We start from the raw sequence: 17,969 nt of genomic DNA, 5'->3' as shown, positions 1-17,969 counted from the left end.
TGACAAGTTAATCGCCATAAATTGATTCAAATGACTCGGGGTGCCCTTCTTTACGAAGGCTGAGAAAAACCCGTACCACCTGATCTGGATAATGCCAGCGTAGGGAAGTCAGAGACCGCCAGGTCATTGCTTCTTCGCGTTTTGGCAGGAGCAAACCATGCAAGCCGACCTGCTAAGTCCCGCGCAATTCGCGCACACCGCACTCCTTCTGCAGCAACATTCTCCCCTTGTTCACTGTATGACTAACGATGTCGTACAGACCTTTACCGCCAACGTATTGCTGGCGCTCGGCGCATCGCCAGCAATGGTCATTGATGCCGGAGAAGCCGCGCAGTTCTCGGCTATTGCCAGCGCATTATTGATTAACGTCGGCACCTTAACCCAGCCGCGTGCTCAGGCGATGCGGGCGGCGGTTGAGAGCGCGAACCGGGCGGGAACGCCGTGGGCGCTCGATCCGGTGGCGGTGGGCGCGTTGACGCTGCGCAGTGACTTCTGCCGCGAACTGGTGCAGATGGCCCCGGCGGCGATTCGTGGCAATGCCTCAGAAATTATGGCGCTGGCTGGAGAAAGCCAGGGCGGGCGCGGCGTGGATACCACCGATACCGCAGCGGCGGCGCTGCCAGCGGCGCAGAAACTGGCGTGCGCAAGCGGGGCGATGGTTGCAGTGACCGGCGAAGTTGATTACATCACCGACGGTGCACGAACGTTGGCGGTGAACGGCGGCTCTCTATTGATGACCCGCGTGGTCGGCACCGGCTGCGCGCTCTCGGCCGTCGTGGCGGCGAGCTGTGCCTTACCGGGCGACCGTTTGCTGAACGTCGCAGGAGCCTGCGCGGTGATGAAGCGGGCGGGGCAGCTTGCTGCGCAGGGGCGAGGGCCGGGCAGTTTTGTTCCTGCGTTTCTTGATGCCTTGTATGTGATGCACGGGGAGGTAGCGGCATGAAGCGTATCAATGCCCTGACCATTGCCGGTACCGATCCTAGCGGCGGCGCGGGCATTCAGGCCGACCTGAAAACCTTCTCGGCGCTTGGCGCCTACGGCTGTTCTGTTATCACCGCGCTGGTGGCGCAGAACACCCGTGGAGTGCAGTCGGTCTACCGGATTGAACCCGACTTTGTCGCCGCGCAGTTAGATTCCGTGTTCAGCGACGTGCGCATCGACACCACCAAAATCGGTATGCTGGCGGAGACGGATATCGTCGAGGCGGTGGCCGAGCGACTGCAACGCTATCATATTCAGAACGTGGTGCTGGATACGGTGATGCTGGCCAAAAGCGGTGACCCATTGCTTTCCGTATCCGCCGTTGAGACGCTGCGCCAGCGCCTGCTGCCGCAGGTCTCGCTGATTACGCCAAACCTGCCGGAGGCCGCGGCGCTGCTCGATACGCCGCATGCTCGTAACGAGCGTGAGATGCTGGAGCAGGGCAGAGCGCTGCGGGCGCTCGGCTGCGAAGCGGTGCTGATGAAAGGTGGGCATCTTGATGATGCAGAAAGCCCCGACTGGCTGTTTACCGCCGAGGGTGAAATGCGTTTTACCGCGCCGCGTGTGGTGACCAAAAACACTCACGGCACCGGCTGTACGCTGTCGGCCGCGCTGGCGGCATTGCGGCCGCGCCACGCCAGCTGGCAGGAGACGGTGCCCGTCGCCAAAGCCTGGCTGTCGCAGGCGCTGGCGCAGGCCGATACCTTACAGGTAGGCGAAGGTATTGGGCCGGTGCACCATTTCCACGAATGGTGGTAGCTGTCCGGCTGACGTGCCAGTCGGTTGTGCTTAAAATCTGCCAAAAGTTGGACATTCCGCGCTCCCGGTACCAGGCTTATCCTGCTCAAAAGTGTTGAGCAGGATATCCAGCCGACATGATGTCGGCGCTTACGGGAGCATAGCTATGACTGATATTGCGCAGTTGCTTGGCAAAGACGCCGACAGCCTTTTACAGCATCGTTGTATGACCATTCCAGCCGACCAGCTCTATCTGCCCGGCCACGACTACGTTGACCGGGTGATGGTGGATAACAATCGTCCGCCTGCCGTGCTGAGAAATATGCAGACCCTCTACAATACCGGGCGTCTGGCGGGGACGGGTTATCTGTCGATTCTGCCGGTGGACCAGGGCGTTGAGCACTCGGCCGGGGCCTCGTTTGCCGCCAACCCGCTCTATTTTGACCCGAAAAACATTGTTGAACTGGCGATTGAAGCGGGCTGTAACTGCGTGGCCTCCACCTACGGCGTGCTGGCCTCGGTCTCTCGCCGCTACGCGCACCGCATTCCGTTCCTCGTCAAACTGAACCACAACGAAACCCTGAGCTACCCAAACACCTTCGACCAGACGCTGTATGCCAGCGTCGAGCAGGCGTTCAATATGGGGGCGGTAGCGGTGGGGGCGACCATCTATTTTGGTTCGGAAGAGTCTCGTCGTCAGATTGAGGAGATCTCTGCCGCTTTTGAGCGCGCGCATGAGCTGGGGCTGGTCACCGTGCTGTGGGCCTATCTGCGCAACCCGGCGTTTAAAAAAGATGGCGTGGATTACCACGTATCTGCCGACCTTACCGGGCAGGCCAACCATCTGGCCGCCACCATCGGCGCCGATATCGTGAAGCAGAAAATGGCTGAGAATAACGGCGGCTATAAAGCGGTGAACTTCGGCTATACCGACGAACGCGTCTACAGCAAACTGACCAGCGAGAATCCTATCGACCTGGTGCGCTACCAGTTGGCGAACTGCTATATGGGCCGTGCCGGGCTGATTAACTCCGGCGGCGCAGCGGGCGGCGAAACCGACCTTGCGGACGCGGTCCGTACGGCGGTGATCAACAAACGCGCTGGCGGTATGGGTCTGATTCTTGGCCGTAAAGCCTTCAAAAAATCGATGGCCGATGGCGTGCAGCTTATCAACGCCGTTCAGGACGTCTACCTCGACAGTAAAATCACCTTCGCCTGATTTTTGCCCATCCTCTCCCGTCCGGGAGAGGATAATGATCGCACTCACACTTCCCCGTCCTTTTGTGAAAAACGTCACGCACCCTCGTGCGCATGCCCAAAAAACAGCCCGGCGTTAGCGGAATTTGTCCGTGGAAGTGGCGGTATTTTGTGCTTAGATTAGTGATGAAACGCCTTTTCAATTCCACAAAACCGTTTTACCGGAACCGTGTTTTACACAGACCCGTGGTGAATTAATCGCCAGGTAGCATGTTGTATAAAGGACACTTAATGAAAATTGAATCTGTAAATGTCACCGTTTTCCAGCACCCTACGCGCCGCGTCTCCGACAGCGCCGGACACTCTCATCCGGGGCCAGAAAGCATGGCCAAAATGGCGATGCTGACCATTACCGCCGACGACGGTAGCAAGGGCTACTCCTTTGCGCCGCCAGAAATCGTGCGTCCGTTCGTGGTTAACACCTTCTTCCGCAAGGTGCTGGTAGGGCAGGACCCGTTCGACCGCGAACGTATCTGGCAGGATCTGGTGCATTGGCAGCGTGGCAGCGCGCATCAACTGACCGAACGCGCGCTCTCCTTCGTTGAGCAGGCGTTATGGGACCTGATTGGGCGTAAGCTCAATATGCCGGTTTACAAGCTGCTGGGCGGCTATCGCGACAAAGTACCGGCCTACGGCAGCACCATGTGCGGCGACGATCTCGAAGGCGGCCTGTCCACGCCGGAAGAGTACGCGGCCTTTGCCGAAACGCTGGTTGCGCGCGGCTATAAAGCCATCAAGCTGCATACCTGGATGCCGCCGGTCTCGTTCGCGCCAAACCCAAAAATGGATATCAAAGCCTGCGCTGCGGTACGTGAAGCGGTAGGCCCGGATATCGACCTGATGATCGACGGCTATCACTGGTACAGCCGCACCGAAGCGCTGTGGATTGGTAAAGAGCTGGAAAAACTCAACTTTGCCTGGTTCGAAGAGCCGATGGAAGAAGACAGCATGTCCTCCTACGCGTGGCTGGCTGAAAACCTCTCTATTCCGATCATTGGGCCGGAAAGCTTTGGCGGTAAGCACCACAGCCGTGCCGACTGGGTGAAAGCCGGAGCCTGCGACATTCTGCGCGCGGGGGCCAACGGCGTGGGCGGCATTACGCCAACCATGAAGGTGGCGGCGCTGGCAGAGTCATTTGGTATGGACTGTGAAGTACACGGTAACGGCGCGGCGAGCCTGGCGGTGATTGGCGCCATTCGCAACTGTCGCTGGTACGAGCGTGGCCTGCTGCACCCGTTCCTCGACTACGACCAGCCAGCGGCCTACCTGAACAGCATCGTCGACCCAATGGACGCCGATGGCTATGTTCACCTGTCTCAACGCCCTGGACTGGGCGAAGACATCAATTTTGCCTTTATCGAAGCCAATACCGTCAGCCACGACTGACACATAACAAAGACAAGACAGGCACGGACGGATTCGTCGCCTGTCGTACCCTACAGGCGATAGATAGATGAAAAAATCCTCCTTACTGGGAGCGTGTTTGCTCGCGCTGACCATGACGATGGGGAGCGGGGCGGCGCTGGCAAAAACGCCGCCGGATCAGCTCATTATCGGCATGAACATGAATAACCTGCTCACCCTCGACCCGGCGGCAATGACCGGCAACGAAGTGGTGGGGATTGTGGTGAATCTCTATGACTCGCTGGTGGAGCTTGACCCTGAACAGCTCACCAACGTTAAACCGGCGCTCGCCAAATCCTGGGATATCAGCCCGGACGGCAAAACGCTGACCTTCCATCTGCACAACAACGTCAAGTTTCACTCCGGCAACCCGCTGACCGCCGCCGACGTGGTGTGGTCGATGCGCCGCATTCTGCACCTTAACCTGGCGCAGGCATCGGTGTGGAAATCCTACGGTTTTAGTAAGAAGAACGTCGACAAGCAGGTAACGGCGCTGGACGACTATACGGTGCAGATTGCCCTGCCGAAGGATAACGACCCGCAGCTGGTCATTTACTCGCTGGGCGCGCTCGGCAACCTTGGCGTGCTCGACAGTAAAACCGTCCAAAGCCATGAACAGAATAACGACTGGGGCAATAAGTGGCTGACGACCCACGAAGCCGGTTCCGGGCCGTTTACGCTGGAAACCTGGCAGGCAAAAGACGTGCTGCGCATGAAGCGCAACCCGGACTACTGGCGCGGCGAAGCGAAGATGAACCGCGTGGTGCTGCGTCACTTCCAGGAGTCGCAGACCCTGCGCCTGATGATTGAAAAAGGCGACCTCGATATTGCCAGCAACATGGCGGTGTCGGATATCAACGCCCTGCGTAAAGACCCGCAGCTCACCGTTGACGCGGTACAGCGCGGCACTATGTACTACGTGTCGATGAGCATGAAAGAGGCGCACTTCGCCAACCCGAAAGTGCGTGAAGCGGTGCGCTACCTGATTGATTATCAGGGGATTAATAAGGCATTGATGCCGGGCTACGGTGTGTTGCACCAGCGTCCAATCAAAGCCGGAATGCCGTCGACGCTGCCGGACCCGGGCTACACCTTTGATCTCGCACGGGCGAAAAAGCTGCTGGCGGAGGCCGGATATCCTGACGGCTTTGACACCACGCTGCGCGTACTCGCCGACCAGCCGTTCCTCAATATCGCCATCGCCGTGCAGTCCACGCTGATGCAGGCGGGCATTAACGCCAAAATTATCACCGGCACCGGCAACCAGATTTACGGCGCGATGCGCGAACGTAAGTTCGACATGCTGGTAGGACGCGGCGGCAGCGGTATGGAGCCACACCCGCACTCCAGCCTGCGTGCGCTGGTCTATAACCCGGACAACAGCGATGAGGCACGCCTGACCAACTTCCAGGGCTGGCGCACCGGGTTCTATGACAAACAGCTTAACGAGATGATCGACGGCGCGCTGCTTGAGCGTAACCCGCAAAAACAGATTGCCGATTATCAGGCCATTCAGACCCGCTTCGACGCGCTGATCCCCGCGATGATCCCGGTGTCGCAGATGGTCGACTCGGTGGTGGTGCGTAACGAGGTGAAGGAGTACAAGCCGCATCCGTCGGCCACCACGTTCCTGCGTGAAGTCTACAAAGTCAGCGAAGGAGATAAAGGATGAGTACGGCAATTCTTGCGCCCGGCTCCCGGACCCGGCGCTTCTCAAAACGGTTGTTGCAGGTAGCGATTACGCTGTTCGGCCTGCTGCTGTTGACCTTCTTTATTGGCCGCGTGATGCCTATCGACCCGGTGCTGGCGATTGTCGGCCCGGATGCCGACCAGAGCACTTACCAGCAGGTCTATCACCAGCTGGGCTTTGACCAGTCGCTGATGACCCAGTTTGGCATCTACTTTGTCAATCTGCTGCACGGCGATCTCGGCAATGCGCTGCTGACCGGCAAACCGGTGACCGATGACATTATCCGCGTCTTCCCGGCCACCATGGAGCTGGCGACGATGGCGATTATCGTCGGCGCGGGCCTTGGCATTCCGCTGGGCGTACTGGCGGCGGCGCGCCGCAACAGTATTTCCGACTATGTGGTTCGTATTATCAGCCTTGCCGGTTACTCCACGCCGATTTTCTGGGTGGGGATGATGGGGCTGCTGGTGTTCTACGCCTGGCTCGGCTGGGTGGGCGGCGCGGGGCGCGTCGACCTGGGGCTGGACGGCATCGTGCCGCGTCGCACCGGGCTGATGACCGTCGATGCGCTGCTGGCCGGAAACAGTGAAGTGTTCTGGAACGCCATTAACCACCTGATCCTGCCGGCGGCGCTGCTGGGCTTCCACTCGCTCGCCTACATCAGCCGTATGACCCGCAGCTTTATGCTGGCGCAGCTGTCGCAGGAGTTCATCATCACCGCCCGCGTCAAAGGGCTGACCGAGCGTCAGGTTATCTGGAACCACGCCTTCCGCAACATCCTCGTCCAACTGCTGACGGTGGTGGCGCTGGCCTACGGTTCATTGCTGGAAGGGGCGGTATTAATTGAAACCGTCTTCTCCTGGCCGGGCTTTGGCTCCTATCTCACCGGTAGCCTGCTGCTGGGCGACATGAATGCGGTGATGGGCTGCGTGCTGCTGGTTGGGGTGATCTTCGTGATGCTCAACCTGCTCTCAGACATGCTGTATCAATTCTTCGACCCGAGGACAAAATCATGACGGTTTCTCTCGATAGTCGACTCTCCAGCGCCTCCGGCGAAGGCCGCCAGCGTTTGCTGCGCGGGCTGGCAAGGGCGGGGGGATTTATCGGCAAGATGGCGCGTAATCCGCTGACCGCTATCGGCGGCGGGATTATCTTCCTGCTGCTGGTGGTGGCGATATTCGCCCCGCTGATTGCCCCCTATAACCCGCTGGTGCAGGACTTAAACAACGCGCTGATGGCACCGAACGCGCAGCACTGGTTCGGTACCGATGAATTTGGCCGCGATATCTTTAGCCGCCTGGTGTACGGCGCGCGCATCACGCTCTACATCGTGCTGCTGGTGTCGGTCACCGTCGGCCCGCTGGGGCTGCTGCTCGGCGTTTGCGCGGGCTACTTCGGTGGCAAGGTCGATATGGTGCTGATGCGGGTGACCGATATCTTCATCTCCTTCCCAAGCCTGGTGCTGGCGCTGGCGTTCGTTGCTGCCTTAGGCCCAGGGCTTGAGCACGTGGTGATTGCCATTACCCTGACCGCCTGGCCGCCAATTGCGCGTCTGGCGCGTGCGGAAACCCTGTCGCTGCGTCAGGCCGACTTTATCTCTGCCGTCCGTTTGCAGGGTGCCTCTCCGGCCCGCGTGCTGTGGCGTCACATTGTGCCGCTGTGCCTGCCGTCGGTGATTATCCGTATCACCATGAACATGGCGGGGATCATCCTGACCGCCGCCGGTCTGGGCTTCCTTGGCCTCGGCGCGCAGCCGCCAGATCCAGAATGGGGGGCGATGATCTCCAGCGGCCGTACCTACATGATGGAGTGCTGGTGGGTAGTAACGATCCCGGGGCTGGCGATACTGATCAACAGCTTAGCGTTCAACTTCTTAGGAGATGGCCTACGTGACATCCTCGATCCTCGCAGCGAATAACGCTGCACCGCTGCTCGACGTACGCGATTTAAGCGTGGATTTCGTCAACGGCAGCGCGGTAACCCACGCGGTGCGCGGCGTCTCCTTCCAGCTTGGGCAGGAGAAGCTGGCGATAGTCGGTGAATCCGGTTCCGGGAAATCCACCGTTGGCCGCGCGCTGCTGCACCTGCACCCGAAAAAAGCGCGCATTGACGCCAGCCGGATGCAGTTTGGCGATATCGACCTGCTGAACGCCAGCGAGGCGCAGATGCGCGCCATTCGCGGCAAGCGTATTTCGATGATTATGCAGGACCCGAAATACTCGCTGAACCCGGTGGTACGCGTCGGCGACCAGATTGCCGAAGCCTGGCTGACTCACCATCCGGGCTACAAAGCCGAGGCGAAGGCCAAGGCGATGGAGATGCTCGACGTGGTGCGCATTCGCCAGCCGGAGCGCGTCTACAACCTCTATCCGCACGAGATTTCCGGCGGGCAGGGGCAGCGCATCATGATTGCGATGATGCTGATAACGGACCCTGAGCTGGTGATTGCCGATGAGCCGACCTCGGCGCTCGACGTGTCGGTACGTCTGCAGGTGCTGGGGCTGCTGGATGACCTGGTGAAGTCGCGCGGGCTGGGGCTGATATTTATCAGCCATGACATTAACCTGGTGCGCAGCTTCTGCGACCGCGTGCTGGTGATGTACGCCGGGCGAGTGGTGGAGTCGATTGCCGCCTGCGACCTCGATAACGCCACTCATCCCTATACGCAAGGGCTGATTAGCGCCCTGCCGGATATGCACCATCGCCGACCGGTTCTCCCGGTATTGCAGCGCCAGACCAGCTGGCTGACCGATTAAGGAGCGCACGATGATTGAAGTGAAAAACTTAAGCCTGGTGTTTGGCGAGGGCGAAAAGCGCAACCAGGTGCTGTTTGATGTCAATTTCCACGTTAAGCCGGGCGAGATTTATGGCCTGGTGGGGGAGTCAGGCTCCGGGAAAACCACGGTGCTGAAGTGCCTTGCCGGGTTGTTTAATCACTGGCAGGGCGAGCTGGCGATTAGCGGCCAGGGGCTCTCGCATAAGATCAGCCGCGAGCGCTGTCGTCAGGTGCAGATGGTGTTTCAGGACCCATACGGGTCGCTGCATCCGCGCCATACCATTGGCGACATTCTGGAAGAGCCGCTGCAAATTAACGGCATCGGCGAGCGGGACCGGCGCATCAACACGCTGCTCGACCGCGTGGGGCTGAACCGCGCCTTCCGCGACCGCTATCCGCACCAGCTTTCCGGCGGCCAGCGCCAGCGCGTGGCGATTGCCCGCGCGCTGATCCTCGAACCGCAGGTACTGTTGCTCGATGAACCGACCTCGGCGCTGGACGTGTCGGTGCAGGCGGAAATCCTCAATCTGCTGGCGGAGCTGCAAAAAGAGTCGAACCTGACCTACCTGATGGTGACGCACGATCTGGGCGTGATCGCCCACCTCTGCCAGAAGGTGGCGGTGATGCAGTACGGCAAGATCCTCGAAACGCTCACCGTCGATGCATTGGTCAACGGTGAAGCGCAAACGCCGTACACGCAGATGCTGGTTAACGCCAGCCGTCAATACACGCGAGAAATGGCGCGCGAGGTGGCGGCATATTAAAACCCGTAGCCCGGCCGAGCAAAGCAACGCCGGGTTTAGCTCAGTGCATGGCCCCGGCGTCGCTTTGCTCGGCCGGGCTACTCGAACTCTGGGAAATCATAAAAATGGATAAAAAATCCTTCCGTCTTGCCCTACCACTTCTCCTCTGTGCCTGTTCTGCTTCCGCACTGGCGGCGGAAACCGTCGACCTGCGTATGTCCTGGTGGGGCGGCAACGGTCGCCATCAGGTGACGCTGAAGGCGCTGGAAGCCTTCCATCAGCAGTATCCAGATATCAACGTCAAAGCCGAATATACCGGTTGGGACGGGCACACTTCGCGCCTAACCACGCAACTGGCGGGCGGTACCGAGCCGGACGTGATGCAAACCAACTGGAACTGGCTGGCGCTGTTCTCTAAAGACGGCAACGGCTTCTACGATCTCAACAAAGTGAAAGGTGAGATTGGCCTCGATCAGTTCACCGCCAAAGACCTCCAGCCGGTCACGGTCAAAGGTAAGTTGAACGGCATCCCGGTCGCCATGACCGCCCGTATCTTCTACTACAACGATCAAACCTGGAAAAAGGCGGGGATCAGTTACCCGAAAAACTGGGATGAGCTGATAAGCGCCGGGAAAACGTTTGAGAGCAAGCTCGGCAAACCGTACTACCCGGTGGCCCCGGAAAGCCTGGGCGTGCTGGCGTTGCTCAACTCCTATATGGTGCAGAAGTACAATATTCCGGCTATTGACCAGCAGAGTAAAAAATTCACCTACAGCGACGCGCAGTGGGTCGAGTTTTTCCAGCTGTATAAAACCCTTATCGACAACCACGTCATCCCGGATATGAAGTACTACGCCTCGTTCGGCAAGGGCAATATGTACGAAATGAAGCCGTGGATCGAAGGGGAGTGGGGCGGCGTTTATATGTGGAACACCGCCGTTACCAAGTACTCGGACAACCTCAAGCCACCGGCGAAGCTCGAACTGGGTGACTATCCGATGCTGCCGGGTGCCACCGATGCGGGGCTGTTTATGAAACCGTCGATGATGCTGTCGATTGGCAAAACCACTCAACACCCGGAAGCGGCAGCGAAGCTGATTAACTTCCTGCTGAACAGCAAAGAGGGCGTCACGTTGCTGGGGCTGGAGCGCGGCGTGCCGCTGAGCAAAAGCGCGGTGGCAACCCTGACGGCGGCGGGGGTGATTAACGATAAAGACCCGTCGGTTGCCGGGATTAAACAGGCGCTGGCACTGCCGACCACGCTTTCCGTGTCGCCATATCTGGAAGACCCGCAGCTGGTGCAGGAGTTTGATAGCGCGCTGCAGTCGATCGATTACGGCAAGAAAACCGTCGCCGAAGCGGCAACGGATTTCAAACGCCAGTCGGAGCGCATTTTAAAACGCGCAATGCGTTAACGTAGCAGCGGGCAGTCCGGCGGCAGGCGACAGCGTAATGCCGCCGGTAAAATCTCCATACGGAAAGTTTTACCACTCAGCGGTTCGCCGTCGAGGTTAAAGGTCATCTCGTGCGGCGCAGTGACTTCAAACCACGGCGAAACGCTATCCACCAGGTTTTCCGCGCCATCGCTGCTGGCAAGGGTATTAAACAGCGCTGGAATAAGCTCTTCTCCGGTGAAAATACGCAGGTGCAGCAGGCCGTCGTTAATCAACGCATCCGGGCATAGCTGTTGCCCGCCGCCCGCCTGACGTCCGTTGCCGATACCGATAACCAGCGCGTCGCCCTGCCAGTGAAAGTTCTCGCCGTGAATTTCGCAGCGGTCCGGCTTCAGGGTATCCATTCGCATCAGCCCATGAATCAGGTAAGACACGCCGCCCAGCGCGGCTTTTAGCTTCTCGGGCGTTTCGGTGGTAATGCGGGTACCGAAGCCGCCGGTGGCCATATTGATAAAACAGGTTTTGTGGTTCACCTGGGCGATATCAACCGGCACGTCGCGACCGGCAATGGCGAGCTTCAGCGCATTAGCCAGATCGGTTGGAATATTGACGCTGGTGGCAAAGTCGTTGGCGGTACCGAGCGGCAAAATACCGAGGGCCGGTACCTCACGGCTTTCGCTGTGGATCAGCGCCGTCGCCACTTCGTTAATCGTCCCGTCGCCGCCGCCCGCGATAACCGTCTCGACGTTCAGGCGAATGGCCTCTTCCACATAGCGCACCGCATCGCCTTTCTCCCAGGTGACGCGCACATGAATGGTCACGCCCTCATCGCGCAGCAGTTCAACCGCCTCGCGCAGTTGAGGGGTATTGGCACCCTTGCCGTTTAAAATCAATAAGCTTGCAGGAAAGTCGGACATCCGTGGTACCTCTTTGTGGGGTATGCAAAGAGTGTAACAAAGGAAGTTGAGATGCGCTTATTATGAAGACATAACTCCGATAACTCTGAATGTTGCTTTGAAGGGTTATTGGGGTTATTGTTCGTTATAGAAAATGGCGGCGAGGTGAGGGCATGGATAGCCGAAAATTAATCATTGAACTCAAAGCGGATGGCTGGGGGCTTGTGCGCATAAATGGGAGCCACCACCATTTTACGCATCCAGTAAAATCGGGCATGGTCACGGTTCCCCATCCCAAAAAAGAGCTGCCCGTTGGTACTGTTAAAAGCATAAGAAAACAGGCGGGGATTTAATACTGAATGAGAAAAGAGGCTAACGATGTTTTATCCAATCGCAATTGAAGCTGGTGACAATGACTTTGCCTATGGCGTTATTGTTCCTGACCTGCCGGGGTGCTATTCGGCGGGAGATACGCTGGACGAAGCTATCATGAACGCCAAAGAGGCAATTACCGGGCATATTGAGCTGCTGGTGGAGTTGGAGAAGGATATCCCCGCTGTCTCTACGGTTGCTGAGCTGGCGAAAAATGCTGAATATTCTGGGTATACCTGGGCGCTGGTTGAGATCGACCTGACGCGTTTGCTGGGGGGATCGGAGAAAATCAACGTCACGTTGCCTAAGTCACTGATCGATAGAATAGATCGATGTGTGGCCAGTAACCCAGAGTTCAAAAGTCGGTCAGGTTTTTTGGCGCAGGCTGCGCTGGAACGAGTGGTAGCGGTACGGTCTAAACATCGCGGAGAAAAAAATAAGCCCGTGTAAGGGAGATTACACGGGCTAAGGAGGTGGTTCCTGGGTACAGCTAGCATTTATGGATTATGTTTTTCAGCGAAGCGAATGATATCTACAATCGATTATTCCGTCTGTGATCCATTTCTAAGAATCTTTGCTATTGAAAAACAATATAAATGCACTAGCCGTTATGCGGATTCCGAGTGGATTCTCCTGCGAAGTTACGCATCAGCAGGCCATACTCCAGCGCCACGTCTTCCGGCACGGGTAACCATACGGTGTGCCCATCGCCAGGTGCGACGGCAGTGGCTTCGCCTTTGCTGTTTTCCATGTGCTCCAGGGTGAAGTTGACGTTGCCCTGCGGGGTCATCATCTCCAGGCTGTCGCCGACGGTGAATTTGTTTTTGACCGCGACGGCAGCCAGATTGCCTTTACGCTCACCGGTGAATTCGCCGACAAACTGCTGACGCTCGGAGACGGAGTAGCCGTGCTCGTAGTTCTGGTAGTCGTCGTGAGTGTGACGACGCAGGAAACCTTCGGTGTAGCCACGGTGCGCGAGGTTTTCCAGGGTTTCCAGCAGAGAGGCATCGAACGGTTTGCCCGCGGCAGCGTCGTCAATGGCCTTGCGGTAAACTTGAGCGGTGCGGGCGCAGTAGTAATGCGACTTGGTACGGCCTTCAATTTTCAGCGAGTGCACGCCCATCTGGGTCAGACGTTCAACGTGAGCAATGGCGCGCAGATCTTTGGAGTTCATGATGTAGGTGCCGTGTTCGTCTTCAAAGGCGGTCATGTACTCGCCTGGACGTTTGGCTTCCTCAATCATAAAGACTTTATCAGTTGGCGCGCCGATGCCGAGTGTAGGCTCAACGTTCTGTACCGGAATTGGCTCGAATTTGTGGACGATGTTGCCGACGTCGTCTTCTTTGCCTTCCTGAACGTTGTATTCCCAGCGGCAGGCGTTGGTGCAGGTGCCCTGGTTCGGGTCACGCTTGTTGATGTAGCCGGAGAGCAGGCAGCGGCCGGAGTAGGCCATGCACAGCGCGCCGTGAACGAAGATCTCAATCTCCATATCCGGCACCTGGGTACGGACTTCTTCAATTTCTTCCAGCGACAGTTCGCGGGAGAGGATCACGCGGGTCAGCCCCATCTGTTTCCAGAACTTCACCGTCGCCCAGTTCACGGCGTTGGCCTGCACGGACAGGTGGATGTCCATCTCCGGGAAGTTTTCGCGCACCAGCATAATCAGGCCTGGGTCAGACATAATCAGCGCATCCGGCCCCATATCCACTACCGGCTTCAGGTCACGAATAAAGGTTTTCAGCTTGGCGTTATGCGGCGCGATGTTCACCACCACATAGAATTTTTTACCCAGCGCATGGGCTTCGTTGATGCCGAGCTGCAGATTTTCGTGATTGAATTCGTTGTTACGGACGCGCAGTGAGTAGCGTGGCTGGCCAGCATAAACGGCATCGGCACCGTAAGCGAAAGCGTAACGCATATTTTTCAGCGTTCCCGCCGGGGAAAGGAGTTCCGGTTTAAACATGATTATCTCGTTCTGATGACAGGTCAGATTCGTCGCACCTGATGCGGCGAGTTGGGGAGTGCCCCCACATTAAGGGCGGGCATTGTAGCGCTGCAAGGGAGGGGAGTAAACCTTTGTACGCTTTATGCCGGATAAGCGAAGCGTGCACCATCCGGCAATCTATCAGATTACGCCATGCGGCAGGCGTCAGCTTCCCAGCGGTAGCCTACGCCATAGACGGCGCGGATAAACGACTGCTCGGCGTCCAGCGACTCCAGCTTACGGCGCAGGTTTTTAATGTGGCTGTCGATGGTGCGGTCGGTCACCACGCGGTAATCATCATAGAGGTGATTAAGCAGCTGCTCGCGGGAGAAGACCTTCCCCGGTTCCTGCGACAGGGTTTTCAGCAGGCGGAACTCAGCGGGGGTGAGGTCGAGCAGGCGGTCACGCCAGGAGGCCTGAAAACGGTTTTCATCTACGATAAGCGGGCTCTGGGCATCCAGCGCCTGAAGTTCGGCGCGCGGCTTGCAGCGGCGCAAAATGGTTTTCACGCGCGCCACCACTTCACGTGGGCTGTACGGCTTACAGATATAATCGTCGGCACCAATCTCTAAGCCCAGCAGACGGTCGATCTCTTCGATTTTGGCAGTCACCATCACAATCGGCACATCGGAGAAGCGGCGGATTTCGCGGCACAGCGTCAGACCGTCTGTGCCCGGCAGCATCAGATCCAGCAGGATAAGATCCGGCGGCGTTTGATGAACGTACGGCAGCACTTTATCCCCGTGGCTAATCAGCGTTGGGGCATAGTGAGCGGCCAGCAAATAGTCGATGAGCAGTTGTCCCAGCTTCGGTTCATCTTCAACAATCAGAATGCGCGGGGCGTTTTCATCAATCGGTAAATCGGTCATATCTCTCTCGGTATTGCGCGTTCCAGCGGTAACTCTACTTTAATGCTAACCCCGCCAAAAGGCGAATGTCCGACGTTTAGCTGCCCGCCGTGGGCGGTGACGATGTTGGCGCAGATCGCCAGCCCCAGGCCGGAGCCGCCGCTGGCGCGGTTGCGTGAACCTTCGGTGCGGTAGAAGCGTTCGCACAGTCTTGCTAGCTGTTCGTCGGTGACGCCGGGGCCGCTGTCGGCAAATTCCAGCACGATATGCTGCGCGTCGAGCGTGGTGCGAATCAGCACCTGACCGCCGCTGTCGGTGTAACGCAGGCTGTTTTCCAGCAGATTGTTGAACAGCTGCATTAAGCGATCGGGGTCGCCAAATACGGTGGCGCTTTCCGCCAGCGCCAGATTGAGCGTCAGGCCGCGGCTGGCAAGGCGTTCGCGGAAGGCATCGGCGGCAATTTCCAGCAGCGCGATAATATCCACGGTGGATTTCTGGTAGGCCAGCGCACCTTCGTCAGACATGGATAGCTGATGCAGGTCATTGACCAGCTTGGTCAGCGTGGCGACTTCGGCCTGGAGCGAAGTCACCGACTCGGGGGTAAATTTGCGCACGCCGTCCTGTATCGCTTCCAGCTCGCCGCGCAGCACCGCCAGCGGGGTGCGCAGCTCGTGGGAGATATCGGCCATTAAATCCCGGCGCATCTGCTGGTTTTTCTCCAGCGTACTGGCGAGCTGGTTAAAGTCTTTCGCCAGTCTCCCCAGCTCATCGCCGCTGGTTACCGGAACGCGGGTAGAAAAATCGCCCGCCGCCAGCTTATGCGTACCTTCTACCAGCCGTCTGACCGGCGCAATCAGGCCGCGGGCCAGCGGGAAGGTGGCCAGTGCGGCGAGCAGCGTCGCCAGCCCGACGATAAGCCAGCTGGTGCGCCGCTGCTGTTGATCAAAGTTGATGTCGGTGTTGCGCGTCAGGCGCTCTACCGGCGAGGCGATCACCGCGCCCACTTCCATACCGTTGACGATAATACCGCGCCGGGAGCCGTCGTGGGGCACCGCTTCGCGCGGGCCAACTAGCACACGGGCATTCTGATCGACGACCCAGAACTGGGTGCGCCAGCCGTGCGGCGGCATGCCGCCGCGATCCGGGCCGCGAGGAGGCTCGCTGTCCGGTCCCGGAGGGCCTGGCGGCTGGCGCTCTTCGTTATTGTCATGCTCAAAAGAGCGCAGGATCTGGAAGATAAAACGGTCGTTATTACGTAAAAAGCGCCAGTTTCCGTGTTGAGCATACTGCTCCGCCAGCGCGTCGCTCAGCAGCTGGAGCCGCTGTTCGTTGCCGCGCTTGATATAGTCAATAAAGCCGCGCTCAAAGCTGATGCGCACGGCCCAGTGCATGCTGATAAGCAGCACGATACAGGTGGCTAAAATGACCAGAAACAGTTTGCCGGAGATGCCCGGGCGCCATAGTTTCACGCTTTACTCCTTGAGTTTGTGTCGGGCGATCACCACGTTTTTGGTGGTGTCGTCCGGTACGCGGGCAAAGACCAACGCCGGGAGGGCAATAATCGCCGCCATGCAAAGATAGGTGTACATAAAGACGTGGTGCGTCGCGTCGCTGCCGACGGCGATATGCTGTTGGCCGAAGGTGCCGAGCAGGATCCCGGCGATAGTGACGCCGATACTCATCGATAGCTGCATAATCATCGACAGCAGGCTGTTGCCGCTGCTGGCAAATTCATCAGGCAGGTCTTTCAGCGTCAGGGTATTCATCGACGAGAAGCGGCTGGAGTTCACCATTCCCTGAATAAACAGAATCACCGGCAGCGCGTAGTACCAGCCCGCCAGCGCGGTGAACATAAACAGCAGGCTGATAAGCGCCAGGCTAACGGTGCTGACCACCAGCACGCGGCGATAGCCAAAGCGGTTCACCACCTGTACCACAATGCGCTTCATCCCCATGCTGCCCAGCACCATCGGAATCATCATCAGCCCGGCGTGGAACGGCGAGAAACCCATGCCAATTTGCAGGAATACCGGGGTCATAAACGGCAGCATGCCGCTGCCGATACGCCCGCTAAAGCTGCCGGCAAGGCCGAGAGAGAAGGTTGGCGTACGGAACAGCTTGAGGTTGAACAGTGCGCTGTCGTTGCCGCGGGCGTGCCACAGGTACATCACGATGGAGACGATGCCGATAGCCACCAGCGCGCCCATCGTCAACGGCGAGATGCCGAGGCCTTTTTGCCCGTCCAGCGCCAGCGTTAAGGTCGCCATGCCCAGTGCCAGCACGACAAAACCCGCGATATCGAATCGCCGGGTCTGGACGGTGTAGTTGGGCATCAGCGCCAGCGTAGCAATACAGCCGATAATGCCGACCGGAATATTAATCAGGAAGATCCAGTGCCAGGAGGCGTATTCCACCAGAATCCCGCCGAGCGCCGGGCCGAGCAGCGGACCCACCTGGCCGGGGATCGTCACAAAGGTCATTGCCGCCATATACTGATCGCGCGGGACGATTTTCATCACCGTTAGCCTGCCTACCGGCACCATCATGGCACCGCCAATCCCTTGTAGTACGCGCGCCATCACCAGCTCATTGAGTGTGCTGGACAGCGAGCAAAATAGCGAACCGGCGGTGAACAGCACGATGGCGGTGAAAAAGATATTTCGCACACCAACCCGGTCAGCCAGCCAGCCGCTGGCGGGCAGCATCACCGCGACGGTCAGCACGTAGGAGACCACCACCATATGCATATGCAGCGGGCTCTCCCCGAGGCTTAACGCCATTGAGGGGAGGGCGGTATTGACGATCGTGGTGTCCAGCGATTGCATAAAAAAGCCGAACGCCACGATCCAGAGTTGCCAGCGTACGTTGGCGGGTAGGTCAGTCATA

At 58.4% G+C, this 17,969-nt stretch carries 17 protein-coding genes and 1 riboswitch; of the genes, 12 read left to right on the top strand and 5 right to left on the bottom strand.

The features are described 5' to 3' along the window. The first annotated feature begins 26 nt into the window (after positions 1 to 26). Positions 27 to 123: riboswitch (TPP riboswitch) on the top strand. A 34-nt stretch (positions 124 to 157) separates the two neighbouring features. From thiM to V6944_RS02125, 10 genes are all read left to right on the top strand, one after another. Next, positions 158 to 943, top strand: coding sequence for a hydroxyethylthiazole kinase (gene thiM / locus V6944_RS02170; protein WP_333497711.1), 786 nt, complete (start codon positions 158 to 160; stop codon positions 941 to 943). Beyond that, entirely contained in the window at positions 940 to 1,740 is an 801-nt protein-coding gene (gene thiD, locus V6944_RS02165) for a bifunctional hydroxymethylpyrimidine kinase/phosphomethylpyrimidine kinase (RefSeq protein ID WP_333497710.1), read from the top strand. The genes thiM and thiD overlap by 4 nt, the downstream gene beginning before the upstream one ends. 145 nt (positions 1,741 to 1,885) lie before the next feature. Next, a complete protein-coding gene (fbaB, locus tag V6944_RS02160; RefSeq protein WP_333497709.1) occupies positions 1,886 to 2,938 on the top strand; it encodes a class I fructose-bisphosphate aldolase in 1,053 nt (350 codons plus the stop codon). 269 nt (positions 2,939 to 3,207) lie between these two features. After that, positions 3,208 to 4,362 carry a mandelate racemase family protein gene (locus V6944_RS02155; RefSeq protein WP_035894884.1) on the top strand — a complete coding sequence of 385 codons (1,155 nt, stop codon included), beginning with the start codon at positions 3,208 to 3,210 and terminating at the stop codon, positions 4,360 to 4,362. 67 nt (positions 4,363 to 4,429) lie between these two features. Beyond that, positions 4,430 to 6,052: an ABC transporter substrate-binding protein gene (locus V6944_RS02150; protein WP_333497708.1), complete on the top strand. Its 1,623-nt coding sequence runs from the start codon at positions 4,430 to 4,432 to the stop codon at positions 6,050 to 6,052. Next, on the top strand, positions 6,049 to 7,086 hold the full coding sequence (locus V6944_RS02145; protein WP_220439401.1) for an ABC transporter permease: 1,038 nt from the start codon (positions 6,049 to 6,051) through the stop codon (positions 7,084 to 7,086). Before V6944_RS02150 ends, V6944_RS02145 begins: the two co-directional genes overlap by 4 nt. After that, complete coding sequence (locus tag V6944_RS02140; protein ID WP_220439400.1) at positions 7,083 to 7,988, top strand: ABC transporter permease; 906 nt, start codon at positions 7,083 to 7,085, stop codon at positions 7,986 to 7,988. The genes V6944_RS02145 and V6944_RS02140 overlap by 4 nt, the downstream gene beginning before the upstream one ends. Continuing rightward, on the top strand, positions 7,960 to 8,826 hold the full coding sequence (locus tag V6944_RS02135; RefSeq protein ID WP_333009738.1) for an ABC transporter ATP-binding protein: 867 nt from the start codon (positions 7,960 to 7,962) through the stop codon (positions 8,824 to 8,826). Before V6944_RS02140 ends, V6944_RS02135 begins: the two co-directional genes overlap by 29 nt. Positions 8,827 to 8,836: 10 nt before the next feature. Beyond that, positions 8,837 to 9,610, top strand: a complete 774-nt coding sequence (locus V6944_RS02130; protein ID WP_333009739.1) for an ABC transporter ATP-binding protein — start codon at positions 8,837 to 8,839, stop codon at positions 9,608 to 9,610. A gap of 104 nt (positions 9,611 to 9,714) precedes the next feature. Next, positions 9,715 to 11,004, top strand: coding sequence for an ABC transporter substrate-binding protein (locus tag V6944_RS02125; protein ID WP_333497707.1), 1,290 nt, complete (start codon positions 9,715 to 9,717; stop codon positions 11,002 to 11,004). Here V6944_RS02125 and yegS read toward each other — a convergent pair. Further along, a complete protein-coding gene (gene yegS / locus V6944_RS02120; RefSeq protein WP_333497706.1) occupies positions 11,001 to 11,900 on the bottom strand; it encodes a lipid kinase YegS in 900 nt (299 codons plus the stop codon). The two genes, V6944_RS02125 and yegS, sit on opposite strands and share 4 nt — an antisense overlap. Before the next feature lie 152 nt (positions 11,901 to 12,052). Here yegS and V6944_RS02115 point away from each other — a divergent pair, with 152 nt between their 5' ends. Continuing rightward, positions 12,053 to 12,232 carry a type II toxin-antitoxin system HicA family toxin gene (locus tag V6944_RS02115; protein ID WP_333497705.1) on the top strand — a complete coding sequence of 60 codons (180 nt, stop codon included), beginning with the start codon at positions 12,053 to 12,055 and terminating at the stop codon, positions 12,230 to 12,232. A 25-nt stretch (positions 12,233 to 12,257) separates the two neighbouring features. Beyond that, entirely contained in the window at positions 12,258 to 12,701 is a 444-nt protein-coding gene (locus V6944_RS02110) for a type II toxin-antitoxin system HicB family antitoxin (protein ID WP_333497704.1), read from the top strand. Between the two features lie 151 nt (positions 12,702 to 12,852). On the opposite strand, the gene trhP is transcribed toward V6944_RS02110, so the two are convergent. The 4 genes from trhP to V6944_RS02090 all read right to left on the bottom strand — a co-directional run bounded on the left by trhP (position 12,853) and on the right by V6944_RS02090 (position 17,968). Further along, positions 12,853 to 14,214, bottom strand: a complete 1,362-nt coding sequence (gene trhP, locus V6944_RS02105; protein ID WP_333497703.1) for a prephenate-dependent tRNA uridine(34) hydroxylase TrhP — start codon at positions 14,212 to 14,214, stop codon at positions 12,853 to 12,855. 167 nt (positions 14,215 to 14,381) lie between these two features. After that, positions 14,382 to 15,104, bottom strand: a complete 723-nt coding sequence (baeR, locus tag V6944_RS02100) for a two-component system response regulator BaeR (protein WP_333497702.1) — start codon at positions 15,102 to 15,104, stop codon at positions 14,382 to 14,384. After that, a complete protein-coding gene (gene baeS / locus V6944_RS02095) occupies positions 15,101 to 16,552 on the bottom strand; it encodes a two-component system sensor histidine kinase BaeS (protein WP_333497701.1) in 1,452 nt (483 codons plus the stop codon). Before baeS ends, baeR begins: the two co-directional genes overlap by 4 nt. 3 nt (positions 16,553 to 16,555) lie before the next feature. Continuing rightward, the gene (locus V6944_RS02090; RefSeq protein WP_333497700.1) at positions 16,556 to 17,968 is read right to left on the bottom strand and encodes an MFS transporter; all 1,413 of its coding nucleotides are present in this window, start codon (positions 17,966 to 17,968) and stop codon (positions 16,556 to 16,558) included. Position 17,969: the final 1 nt, after the last annotated feature.

The sequence above is a fragment of the Kluyvera sp. CHPC 1.2972 genome (assembly GCF_036759925.1).
In the GTDB taxonomy this organism is placed as follows: domain Bacteria; phylum Pseudomonadota; class Gammaproteobacteria; order Enterobacterales; family Enterobacteriaceae; genus Kluyvera.
The sequence above is the reverse complement of the archived record's forward strand: the minus strand, read 5'-3'. Positions and strand labels throughout refer to the sequence as shown.